Here is a 12,039-nt window from a genome sequence, read left to right as displayed (position 1 = left end):
GCGTTTGGCGGACGCGCCTTCGTGGGCGCGCAGCCCCATCAACAATGCTACGGTTGGGAAAACGACACCCCAGCCCGCCACTCGACGGGCGGCCCGTGCCGCAAATAACGACGCTCGGAGGTACGAGAGATGAGATTCTGCACGAACTGCGGCTCGAGGCTGCCCGAGGGTGCGAACTTCTGCATCGAGTGCGGGGCGCCCGCGAGCGCGTCCGAGAAGACGACGAGGCTCGAGAGGCCCGAGGGGACGCCGAGCGACGAGGGCGCCGCGAATGCGGCCGCACCGGAAGGCGCCGACCAGAAGACCACGGTAATGCCCGCGGCGGTCCAGGCACCGGTCTCGGTGCTGGACGAGACACGACGCGCGAGCAGGGCCAACGCAGAGGGAGCCCACGCGCCCGTGAGCGCAGGCGTGGGCGCGAACGCGCGTGCCGGCGCGGCCCCTGCGACGGACAACCCGTACCTCCAGGGCGAGGGTCAGACGGCAGGCACCCAGTCGAAGGCCAAGGCGAAGCCGTCGGCCCTGAAGCCCGCTCTTATCGGCGGGGGCATCGGCCTGGCGTTCGTGCTCGGACTGGGGATCGCGTTCGCGGTCTCGGGGGCGAACGCCAACAAGGAGGCCGCGCCCGTCCCGCAGGTGCAGGAGCAGCAGAAGGGCGACAGCGGCGCCTCGGCGAAGGCCGGCGGAAACGCGGCCGGCGCGGCGGATGAATCGAGCTCGAACGGCGACGTGAAGCCGAGGGCGTCGGTCGAGCAGTACTCGTGGGGCGAGCTGGGCAAGGTCGCGCAGAAGATGTACGCGGCGGGCTCGCGCAGGGCGGCGCTCGACGTGGCGGAGGAGTACGGCCTGGCGCGCGGGGGCAAGCTCGTCTCGGGCGTGAAGGCCGTCAAGATGAGCGACGGCACCGAGGTGCAGCTGCGGCTCGTGGGGCTCATGCACGACGACAAGGCCGACGGCAGCGGGCAGGCCGCGATGACGTTCGTCGCGAAGAACGCGAACTGGTCGCGGCGGATGGCGAGCGGGACCACGACCGACGGCGGCTGGAAGGGCTCGGAGCTGCGCACGTGGATGAACGGCGAGCTGAAGGACAAGCTGCCCGAGGAGCTGGCCAAGGTGGTCGTGCCCGTGCAGAAGGTCTCGAACAACGTGGGCAAGGCGAGCTCGGGGATGGTCACGACGCCGACGACCGACACGCTGTGGGCGCCGTCGATCATCGAGCTGACGGGGGCCGTGGACTGGAACTACGACTCCGACCCCGCGAACAGCGCGTTCTACAACTCGGTGTTCAACGGCGAGGGCGACCAGTACGAGTACTTTGCGCAGCAGCGCGTGGTGTCTGACGCGAACAACTCGTGCCTGGCGTGCGGCGGCTCGTGGTGGCTGCGCTCGACGGCGGCGAGCTCGGGGCGCGGGCGCCATGTGGACGCGAGCGGCAACCCGTCGACGTACGGCAACTCGAACGACTCGCTCGGCGTGGTCGTAGGGCTCTGCATCTAGGGCAGTGCGACACGCGGCAAGGAAAGGGCGCGCGCCGGCCGATGGTCGACGCGCGCCTCTTGTTTGGCTGGCTGCTCTAGCGGGTGATCGCTAGTCGAGCTTGCCGCCGCAGTTGCCGCAGAAGTGGGAGCCGGGCTCGTTCTTCTCGCCGCAGGCGGGGCAGACGCCGGGCTCGGGGGCGGACTCAGGCTCAGGTGCGGGCTCAGGCTCCGGCGCGGGTGCGGGCTCGGGCTCCGACGCGGGTACGGGAGCGGGAGGCTCGGGAGCCGCGGCCGGGGCCGTCGGCGGAACGGGGGCCGCAGGCGCGGGAGCCGGCGGAACGGGAGCGGGCGCGGGGGCAGGGGCAGGCTCTTCTCCGCCAGCGGACTCAGTGGAGACGATGCCCCTGTCCTGCTCCATCATCCTCCTGATGGAGATGGCGTTGCGCGCCGTCACGATGCCGAGCATGAGCAGCTCGAAGAGGGCGCGGTGCATCACCTGGTAGAGAAGGCAGAGGAGCGCGCCGCCAATGAGCGCGGCCAGGAAGGCGACAATGCCGCCGGACAGCGAGAGAAGAATCATCACCACAGTGAAGGTGGCGGAGGACACGGCGCCGAAGATGTAGAGGACCTGCAGGATCTTGTCGACGATGAAGCTGTCGAAGCGGAAGAACTTGTCCCAGGTGGCGTGATCCTTGAGCTTGAGGCCGCCAGCCGCCTTGTTGGAGACGAAGCGGCGGTAGATGATGACCGTGAGCACGATCGAGGCGATGAACGCGACGAGCAGGAGAGCGCCCGCAAAGCCCGAGCCAAGACCGAACATCGATGGGTAAAGCGAGCTGCGAGTTCCGTATCCGTACATGTGGTCCCCTTTCGTCAGGCCGCCCGTCGCGCGCGACACGACGGCACGATCAAGCGCGTAACAAAAACCGTACTACACGGCGCGAACGGGTTGGCGATGCAATCCAGAAGCGGCGGTGCAAACGAAAAGCGAGACGGCCCCGAGGACCGTCTCGCTCGTTGTCTTGCGTTGTCGGGCTGCGCGGGCTACGCGAGGCGCGCGGCGACCTCCGTGGCGAGGTCGGCGATGGGCACCTGGACCTGCTCGTGGGTCTCCATGTCGCGCAGGGTGGCGACGCCGGCCTCGACCTCGTCGGAGCCGAACACGACGCAGAGGCGGGCGCCGAGCTTGTCCGCCTGCTTGAACTGGCTCTTGAGGGAGCGGCCCTGGTAGTCTGCCTCGGTGCGAATGTTGGCCTGGCGAAGCGCGAGCGTGGCCGAGAAGACGGCGTCGCGCTGCTCGGAACCGGCGCAGGCGACGTAGACGCAGGAGGGCTCGTCACCCTCGAGCGACGCGCCCTGGGCCGCGAGGGCGAGCGCGATGCGCTCGAAGCCCACGGCGAAGCCGATGCCCGGCGTGGGCTTGCCGCCCTCGAGCTCGACGAGGCCGTCGTAGCGACCGCCGCCACCGATGGCGCCGACGCCGGCGCCGACCGCCTCGATCTCGAAGACGGTGCGGGTGTAATAGTCGAGGCCGCGGACGAGCGTCGGGTCCTCCACGTAGGCGACGCCGGCCTCGTCGAGGTAGCGCTTGACCTGAGCGTAGTGGGCGGCGCAGTCGTCGCAGAGGTTGTCATTGGCGAGCGGGGCCGCGGCCATGACCTCGTGGCAGTGCTCGTTCTTGCAGTCGAAGGCGCGCAGCGGGTTGATCTCGGCGCGCTCGAGGCAGTCCTCGCACATCTCGTCGGCGTGGTCGAGGATGAAGGCGCGGACCTTCTCGCGATAGGCCGGACGGCAGGCCGCGTCGCCCATGGAGTTGATGGAGAGGCGCAGGTCCTTGGCCTCGAAGCCGAGGCGCTTGTAGAACTCCATCAGCATGATGATGCACTCGGCGTCCGCCGCGGCATCGGGGGCGCCGAGCCACTCGACGCCGACCTGGTGGAACTGGCGCAGGCGGCCCTTCTGCGGGCGCTCGCCGCGGAACATGGGCGAGGCGTACCAGAGCTTGGCGGGAGCCGCGCCCTGCGGCACGAGGTTGTGCTCGACGACGGCGCGCACGACGCCGGCCGTGCCCTCGGGGCGCATGGCCATGCGCTGCTTGGCCTTGAGGCCGTCCTCGTTGCCGGCCTCGAGGAGGTTCTGGAAGAGGGCGCCCGATACGACGCGGAACATCTCCTTGCGCACGACGTCGGTCGACTCGCCGATGCCGTGGACGAAGGTGTCGACCTGCTCGATGGCAGGCGTCTCGATCATGTCGAAGCCGTAGGCCCCGAACAGCTCGCGCGCGACGTCCTGCATGTGCTGCCAGGCGCGCATGTAGCCGCCGTACAGGTCCTCGGTACCCTGGATCCTCTGTGCCATGGTGATCTCCAATCGCGCCTTTCCGGCGCATCCGGCCGTGGCCACAAACGACGCACGGCGCGCGTCGCCTTCCACGGCTGCAGTGGCAAAGTATAGCGCACGCGCAGGTAGCGCGGACGAACTGCAGGGCGCCCACACATGGGATGCGCTCGCGGGCGCGCAAAAACGTGCCTCCGTGGAAAGATTGGCGATCGCCCTGCGCGAAAGTGTGCCTCCGTGGCAAGGTCTCGACTCTCCGATTTAGCCAGCCGCCACATTCGCCTGCATAACAGACGGTACGCAACTGGCCAAACCCCAAAGTCTATGCAGACTTTTCCACGCCTCCCCCGCCGAGGGGCTCAGCGAGTTGTACACAGAGGGGCAGAATCGCGCATCCGAATCGGAAATCTTTCCACGGAGGGGTGCTTTTGCGTACGCGACGCAATCGAATGGCACTGCGCCCGGATCCGCGCGGCGGCCGACGTACGCGGCACCCCGCCCACGACAAGCCACCGCCCCTGGCGGCCAGGCGAGTTCGCGGCAAAGCCGCGTGTTCGAGCCCGGGTGCCAGGGGCGGTGGTGCGTTTGTCCTGAGGTTATGCGCTACTCGACGTCGATCTTGTGGACCCAGCCGAGCTTGTCCTCGATGGCGCCGGACTGGATGCCGGTCAGCGTCTCGCGGAGCTTCTGCATGACGGGGCCGACGTGGTCCATGCCGTAGACGACCGTCTTGTCATCGGCGTCGACCTGGCCCACCGGGCTGATGACGGCCGCGGTGCCGCACATGCCGCACTCGACGAACTGATCGATCTCGTCGAAGCGCACCTGGCGCTGGATGACCTTCATGCCGAGGTACTTCTCGGCGACGTCGACGAGCGAGCGGCGCGTGATCGAGGGCAGGATCGAGTCGGTCGCGGACTGCGGCACGATGAGCGTGCCCTCCTTGTCGACGAACAGGAAGTTGGCGCCGCCGGACTCCTCGACGAAGGTGCGGGTCTCGGGGTCGAGGAACATGTTGTCGGCGTAGCCCGCGGCGTGTGCCTCGACGGAGGGATAGAGGCTCATGGCGTAGTTCAGGCCGGCCTTGATGTTGCCGGTGCCGTGCGGAGCGGCACGGTCGTACTTGGAGACCTGCAGCTTGACGGGTTTGACGCCGCCCTTGTAGTAGGCGCCGACGGGCGTCACGAGGATGCGGAACTGGTACTCGTCAGCAGGCTTCACGCCGATGACGTTGCCGGTCGCGACCATGAACGGACGGAGGTAGAGGGTGGCTCCGGTGCCGAAGGGCGGGACCCAGGCGGCATTGGCGCGCACGACCTGCTCGACGGCCTCGACGAAGCGGTCCTCCGGGAAGGCCGGCATGCAGATGCGGCGGGCGGAGTCGGCCATGCGCTTGGCGTTCTGCTCCGGGCGGAAGCAGACGATGTCGCCACTCTCGGTGGTGTAGGCCTTGAGGCCCTCGAAGACCTCCTGACAGTAGTGGAAGATGCCCGCGCACTCGGAGAGGTGAAGGCTGTGGTCGCTCGTGAGCATGCCCTCGTCCCAGGCACCGTCCTTGTAGTTCGAGACATAGCTGTAGTCAGTCGGCTGGTAGGCGAACGTGAGGCTGCCCCAGTCCAGGTCCTTCTTCTCCATCGCAAACTCCCATCGTGTCGTGGGTCATGTAAGGCGCGAACCAAAGGTTTTGATGTGGTCGTGCGTTGAGTGTGAGTGTACTACCTCGCCCGTAGCGCGCACGCACGCGAGACGGGACCGAAACATGACACGCCAATGCGGACTGCGCCGGTTCCCGCGATGACGCCCTGGCCCATTGGCGCCCCAACCGACCAAACAACCAGTCGCTCAACGAAGAACTGCGGCGCCACCCCCATGCCCAGTGCCGAAACTGCAATCAATCACACCTAGCACGCGACCGCCTTTCCAGGGGACGTCCGCCTTCTGGCCCCAGAGACCTCGCCGTCTCCCCTGGCTTTCGACTGCCCGGCTCGCGGCCGTCCGGCCCTGCGCTCCTCGGCAAGGCGAAGCCGCACCGACTCCAAGCTCACCATGCGCGTGCGGCCCACCGTCCAGCTTTCCAGATGCCCAGCCTTACAGAGCTGGGAGACGCGGGCGCGGCTCACGCCCAGAAGACCCGCGGCCTCCTTTGCCGTGACGGCCGGAATGTCAGACAGGCTCGCCTCCACGACCATGGTAACGACACGGCCCCCCTGCCTCGGCTCGTTGCCCAAGGGAAGTTTCGGCACGCTCGCTCCACGCATCTCACAGTCAAGAGCCATCTCTCGAAGCCAATCGGCAGCCATCTCCACGGCGTCGTCAAGGTTCTCTCCCTGAGTTCCGCCCTCCACGCCGGGCCAGAACGGCCAGCACAGAACGCAATCGCCATCGTTCACCAACTCGAATTCACACATGTACAAAGACATGATTCCCCCTGCTTCTTACCGCAGACTCAACACCGAGCTCCCGTGCTTGGTCCCTCCAACATGCCTGAACCCGCCGACTCCAGTTCACGAATGAGAGCTCTCCGCTTAGTTATCTTGAGCGATCTCCCATTTAATATTACCTCAGTTAATAGTTAAAACCTGCACAATACGACAGGTGCAGGCAAAGTCACCAGAACGCGTCAGTTGGCTTCGAGAGATGCCAGCCCCACCAATCTCGAGGTGATTACTGGATTGATACCCGCATCATGGGTTGACCCCGCACGGCAACCTCAACAAAAGGCTCAGCGGGCAGGAACGACTCGCACCGGCGGCTCGAGCGCCGTGCCCATCGCAGGACTTGCAAGCCTGCGCTCGAACATGCCAAAAAGAACAAAACCTTATTTATAGATGAGCCATAAATAAGGTTATCGGATAACCTAATTTATAAAGTGCGCTACTAGACCATCTCTACGGCATTCACCTGCGACTTCGCCACGTGCGTGCGCGGCCTACTCCAAGCCCTCCCCCACCTCGTACGGCAGACGCTCGACCAGGAAGCCGTGCTCGTCCAGGGCCTGCTGCACCTCGTCGAGGATCTCCTCGGAGGGCGCCGTCACGTGATGGAAGTGGTAGCCGGAGGTGATGCGCGACAGCGGCGTCGACTTGCTCGTGGCGATGTCGGCCAGGTAGCGCGTCACGTCGCGGCGGCTCGACACGCCGAGCGCCACGCTGATCACGCCGTAGCTGCGGTGGTTCACCACGACGTCCTCCACCGTGGCGCCAAGGTCGACGATGAGGTCGAGCTCCTCCTGCACGCGCTCCTCGCCGTGGCGGACCTTGAACATGCGCCGCGGCACGCTCGGGCGCGCGAGCACGTAGCCGCGGTGCGTCGAGGCAACGTCGACGCCGTCGCGGCGGATCAGCGCGATGTCCTGAACGATGACCTGTCGGCTCACGCCGAGCTCCCGGGCCAGGTCGGCGCCCGACACCGGGACGTCGGCACTGCCGAGAAGAGCCACGAGCCGTTCCCTGCGCTCTTCTCCCCCCATGGCTACTCCTGCCCCTCGCGGCCCGTGACCGTGAGGTGCTTGAGGGAGAGGTCGAGGATCGGCGCCGAGTGCGTGAGCGCGCCGGACGAGACGATGTCGACCCCGAGGTCGACGAGGGCCGCGGCGTTCTGGGCGTCGACGTTGCCCGAGACCTCGACCTCGGCCGCGCCGTCGATGATGGCGATGGCCTCAGCCATGGTGTCGTGGTCCATGTTGTCGAGCATGATGATGTCGGCGCCGGCGGCCACGGCCTCGCGGACCATGTCGAGGGTCTCGACCTCGACCTCGACCTTGCGCACGAACGGCGCGTAGGCGCGGGCCGCGGCGACGGCGGGCGCGATGCCGCCGGCCGCGTCGATGTGGTTGTCCTTGAGCATCACGCCGTCGGAGAGGTTGTAGCGGTGGTTTGACGCGCCGCCCACGCGCACGGCCTCCTTCTCGAAGACGCGCATGTTGGGGCAGGTCTTGCGCGTGTCGACGAGACGGGTCTTGGTGCCCTCGAAGAGACGGGCCATGCGGCGCGTGTAGGTGGCGATGCCGCTCATCCGCTGCAGGTAGTTGAGGGCGACGCGCTCGCCCGAGAGGAGCGTGCGCACGTGGGCCGAGACCGCGCCGAGGTCCTGGCCCGCGCTGACGTCGTCACCGTCTGCCACGGTGAACTTGCAGCGCGCGCCCTCGTCGAGCAGCTCGAAGGTGCGCGCGAAGACGTCGAGGCCGCAGATGACGCCGTCCTGCTTCGCGATGAGGCGCACCTCGCCGAGGGCGGCCTCGTCGACGACGGCGTTGGTGGATACGTCCTCGCTCGTGATGTCCTCGCGCAGGGCCGCGAGGATCAGCGGCTCGGCCTCGAGCCTAAGCGTCACAGAGTTCATGGTGTCTCCTCCTCACGATGTCGCGCGCGGCGAGGCGCGCGAACACCAGGCTTTCCAGAAGCGAATTGCTTGCCAGGCGGTTCTTGCCGTGGACGCCGTTGCAGCTCGTCTCGCCCGCGGCATAGAGGTGCTCCATCGTGGTGCGCGAGTTCTGGTCCACGTGGATGCCGCCCATGAGGTAGTGCTGCGCGGGCACCACGGGGATGGGCTCGCGACGGATGTCGTAGCCCTCCTCCAGGCAGTGCTCGAAGATGTTGCGGAAGTGGATGGTGATCGTGCGCTCGGGCACGTTCTCGAAGGAGAGGCGCACGTAGCGCGAGCCCTCGCGCTCCATCTCCGCGAAGATCGCCTTGCTCACGACGTCGCGCGGGAGCAGCTCGTCGACGAAGCGCTCGCCGGCCGCGTTGATGAGGATCGCGCCCTCGCCGCGGCACGACTCCGAGATGAGGAAGGCGCGGCCCGGGCGCTCGCTGTAGAGCGACGTGGGGTGGATCTGCACGTAGTCCATGTGCTCGAGCGCGACGCCGTGGGCCTCGGCCACGCGGCAGCCGTCGCCGGTGAGGCAGGCGTAGTTGGTCGAGCGCTCGTAGGTGCCGCCGATGCCGCCCGTCGCGAGGATCGTGTCGCGCGCCAGGAGCGTGACGCGGCCGCCGTCAGCGAGGCGGGCGCGGACGCCGAGGCATTCGCTCTTCTCGACCACGAGGTCGTCCATCGTGACGTGCTCGTAGATGGTGACGTTGGGCAGGCGGCAGGCCTGCTCGAGGAGGCGCAGCGTGATCTCGGCGCCGGTGAGGTCGGCGTGGTGGAGGATGCGCGGGCGGCTGTGGGCGCCCTCGCGGGTGTAGTCGAGGTCGCCGCCGGGCGCATGGTCGAAGCTCACGCCCATGCGGATGAGGTCGTTGATGACCTCGCGGCTCGACCAGATCATGGTGTCGACGCTCTCGGCGCGGTTCTCGAAGTGGCCGGCGCGCATGGTGTCGTCGAACCAGGAGTCGTAGTCGTCATGGTCGCGCATGACGCAAATGCCGCCCTGCGCGAGCATGGAGTCGCAGGACTCGACGTCCTCCTTGCAGATCATGGTGACGCGGAGGCTGCGCGGGAGGTTGAGCGCGGCGTAGAGGCCGGCGACGCCGCAGCCCACGATCACGACGTCGCTCTCGTGGGTGCCGGGCGCGAGCGTGGGGTCGGGGGCGGCGGGCTTGGGGGCGGTGCGGGGCATGGGGGTGGTCACTCTACCTCGCCGCCAGTTCCAGCATGCGCTCGAGCGGGGCGCCCGCGGCCTCGGGGCACTCGGGCAGGGCGACCTCGCCGGAGAGGTCCTCGAGGCAGGCGAGCAGGCGCTCGGGCTTGACCTTGGCCATGTTTGGGCAGATGGGCGTGGTCGCCGGGAAGTAGACGCGCTTGTTCTGGCCGGGCGTGAGGCGCTCGATCTCGGCGGCGACGCCGGCGACGGTGAGGACGATGAACTCGGAGCCGTCGCTTGCGGCGACGCGGTTGATGATCTCCTTGGTGGAGCCGATGTAGTCGGCCTCGGCGAGCACGTCGGGACGGCACTCGGGGTGCGCGAGGACCTCGGCGGCGGGGTGGGCCGCCTTGAGGTCGCGCACCTCGTCGAGGGAGATGACGTCGTGGATGGGACAGCAGCCCATGTTGAGGATGACGTTCTTCTCGGGCACCTGGCGCGCGATGAAGCTGCCGAGGTTGGCGTCGGGGATGAAGAAGATGTTGCGCTGTGGCAGCTCGCGCACGACCTTGAGCGCGTTCGACGAGGTCACGCAGACGTCGGCCCAGGTCTTCACCTCGGCGGTCGTGTTGACGTAGGCGACGACCGCGACGTCGTCGTAGGTCGCGCGGATGCGGTCGACCTCGGCCTTCTCGACCATGTGCGCCATGGGGCAGTCGGCCTCGGGCGCGGGCATGAGGACGCGACGGCCGGGGTTGAGGAGCTTGACGCTCTCGCCCATGAACGAGACGCCGCAGAGCACGATGGTCTCGCACTCGAGGGTCTTCGCGAGGCGGGCGAGGTAGAAAGAGTCGCCGACGTAGTCGGCCAGGGCCTGGGTCTGGGCCGGTGTGTAGTAGTGAGCGAGGACGACGGCGCCCCTCTCGCGCTTGAGCTGCTCGACGCGACGCGCGAGCTCGTCTGGCGACGGCGTCGCCTGCTGCGCGGCCAGCGTTGCCGCGCGATCGTTTGCCACCATGTGTGTGGGTCCCCTCTCGGTTGGTCTTCGCGTGCGGGAGGGTGCCGGTCGGCACGCCCGCGCGCCACTGGTATGACAGTATCCACCCTGTCTTGCCATCTGACAAGACAGTTCTTTGGGCCGAGGGCAGGTTATTCGCGAAGGCGCAGGTGGGTGGGGTTGGAGGGACGGTGTGATTACTCAGATTACGGAAAGGACGCACTTTATTACTCAGATTTCAGTTTTGACACCGCCGATTACTCAGATTACGGATTCGACGCACGCCGCCAAGGCCTTGGCTTAGCGCGAACCTCGTCTACCTGCGGTCCTACGAAAAGGTCTGGGCGGGGGCCGGTGTCGATTCCGTAATTCGAGTAATAATCGGTGCCTTTTCCGTAATCTCAGTAATCCGCCGTGACAAATCCGTAATTCGAGTAATTATCTGCGTCCTTTCCGTAATCTCAGTAATTCTCTGCGTCCTTTCCGAAATCTGAGTAATCGGCAACAGCGCGCGACCGGGCGCGCACTTGGACGGGGCACGCCGTTGCCGTACCATCGAAGGCCACGTGAAGCGGGCGTGGCGCAGCAGATCGCAGTCGCGCCCATGACCATCGAGGGGCGATTGCTCATGCGGATGTTTCGGAACGACTACTCGGAGGGCGCGGCGCCGGAGGTGCTCGAGGCGCTCGTGCGCACCAACGACGAGCAGTGCGTGGGCTACACCGAGGGCGACCCCCACTGCGAGCGCGCCCGTGAGCTGATCCGCGCGGCGTGCGGCCGGCCCGACGCGGACGTCGAGTTCTGCGTGGGCGGGACGTCTGCCAACGTGATCGGCGTGACGGGGATGCTGCGCGACTGGGAGGGCGTCATCTGCACGAGGGACGCCCACATCAACGTGCACGAGACCGGAGCCATTGCGGCATGCGGGCGTACGGTACTCCCGACCGCGGACGCCGACGGGTTCCTGACTCCCGACGAGGCCGAGCGCGTGTGGCGCTTCCAGACCTCGACCGGGCGGCACATGACGAGGCCCGCCCTGGTCTACATCACCAACGCGACCGAGATCGGCGGCGTGTGGGACCGCGCGCGCTTCGACGCGATCTGCGACTGGGCGCACAGCCACGACCTGCGCGTGTTCCTGGACGGCGCGCGGCTCGCGTCGGCACTCACGTCCGACGAAAACGACCTCACGCTCGAGCACATCGCGCAGAACGTCTCGGCGTTCTACCTCGGCGGAACCAAGAACGGCCTGCTGTTCGGCGAGGCCATGGTCATCTGCGACGACATGCTCAGGGAGTCGTTCCCCTACCTCCAAAAGGAGCGCGGCGGACTCATGGCGAAGGGACGCCTGCTCGGTGCCCAGTTCGAGGCTGCGTTCACGCCGGGCGAGAAGAGCGAGGCGCCGTGGTGGCGCTACGCCCGCAACGCCAACGCGTGCGCGGCGCGCCTGCGCGACGGCCTGGTGGACCTGGGCTTCGAGCCGTATGGGCACTCGGCGTCGAACCAGCAGTTCTTCCGCGTGAGCGCCAGCCAGGAGCAGGCCCTTGCCGACGCCTGCGGGTGCGAGACGTTCTACGTGCTCGACGACGACACGCGCGTGGTGCGCTTCGTCACGTCGTGGGCGACGCGCGAGTCCGACGTGGACGAGCTGCTCGCGTTCGCACAGACCCTCGCGCGCTAGGGACGCACGGCGGCGGTCGCAC

At 67.3% G+C, this 12,039-nt stretch carries 10 protein-coding genes; 2 read left to right on the top strand and 8 right to left on the bottom strand.

The window, feature by feature from the left end; translation table 11 throughout:
- The first annotated feature begins 129 nt into the window (after positions 1-129).
- Entirely contained in the window at positions 130-1,497 is a 1,368-nt protein-coding gene (locus tag M5D76_RS03575) for a DUF6273 domain-containing protein (RefSeq protein WP_248922011.1), read from the top strand.
- A 90-nt stretch (positions 1,498-1,587) separates the two neighbouring features.
- Here M5D76_RS03575 and M5D76_RS03570 read toward each other — a convergent pair whose 3' ends face one another.
- The 8 genes from M5D76_RS03570 to nadA all read right to left on the bottom strand — a co-directional run bounded on the left by M5D76_RS03570 (position 1,588) and on the right by nadA (position 10,357).
- Positions 1,588-2,337 carry a DUF4282 domain-containing protein gene (locus M5D76_RS03570; RefSeq protein ID WP_248922010.1) on the bottom strand — a complete coding sequence of 250 codons (750 nt, stop codon included), beginning with the start codon at positions 2,335-2,337 and terminating at the stop codon, positions 1,588-1,590.
- 185 nt (positions 2,338-2,522) lie between these two features.
- Complete coding sequence (gene hisS, locus M5D76_RS03565; RefSeq protein ID WP_248922009.1) at positions 2,523-3,836, bottom strand: histidine--tRNA ligase; 1,314 nt, start codon at positions 3,834-3,836, stop codon at positions 2,523-2,525.
- Between the two features lie 582 nt (positions 3,837-4,418).
- Positions 4,419-5,450, bottom strand: coding sequence for a branched-chain amino acid aminotransferase (locus M5D76_RS03560; RefSeq protein WP_248922008.1), 1,032 nt, complete (start codon positions 5,448-5,450; stop codon positions 4,419-4,421).
- A gap of 266 nt (positions 5,451-5,716) precedes the next feature.
- Complete coding sequence (locus M5D76_RS09330) at positions 5,717-6,004, bottom strand: helix-turn-helix domain-containing protein (protein ID WP_428847226.1); 288 nt, start codon at positions 6,002-6,004, stop codon at positions 5,717-5,719.
- A gap of 740 nt (positions 6,005-6,744) precedes the next feature.
- Positions 6,745-7,284, bottom strand: a complete 540-nt coding sequence (locus M5D76_RS03555; RefSeq protein ID WP_248922007.1) for a transcription repressor NadR — start codon at positions 7,282-7,284, stop codon at positions 6,745-6,747.
- A gap of 2 nt (positions 7,285-7,286) precedes the next feature.
- Positions 7,287-8,156: a carboxylating nicotinate-nucleotide diphosphorylase gene (gene nadC, locus M5D76_RS03550; protein ID WP_248922006.1), complete on the bottom strand. Its 870-nt coding sequence runs from the start codon at positions 8,154-8,156 to the stop codon at positions 7,287-7,289.
- Positions 8,137-9,375 (bottom strand): L-aspartate oxidase, encoded by a 1,239-nt coding sequence (locus M5D76_RS03545; RefSeq protein ID WP_248922005.1) that lies wholly within the window; start codon positions 9,373-9,375, stop codon positions 8,137-8,139. The genes nadC and M5D76_RS03545 overlap by 20 nt, the downstream gene beginning before the upstream one ends.
- A gap of 13 nt (positions 9,376-9,388) precedes the next feature.
- Complete coding sequence (gene nadA / locus M5D76_RS03540) at positions 9,389-10,357, bottom strand: quinolinate synthase NadA (protein ID WP_248922004.1); 969 nt, start codon at positions 10,355-10,357, stop codon at positions 9,389-9,391.
- Positions 10,358-10,913: 556 nt separating this feature from the next.
- Between nadA and M5D76_RS03535 the strand changes: the two genes are divergently transcribed.
- A complete protein-coding gene (locus M5D76_RS03535) occupies positions 10,914-12,017 on the top strand; it encodes a threonine aldolase family protein (RefSeq protein WP_248922003.1) in 1,104 nt (367 codons plus the stop codon).
- Positions 12,018-12,039 lie beyond the last annotated feature (22 nt).

Origin of the sequence: Olsenella intestinalis, from assembly GCF_023276655.1 — a bacterium.
GTDB lineage: Bacteria > Actinomycetota > Coriobacteriia > Coriobacteriales > Atopobiaceae > Olsenella_J > Olsenella_J intestinalis.
This window is presented reverse-complemented; position numbering and strand designations above follow the sequence as displayed.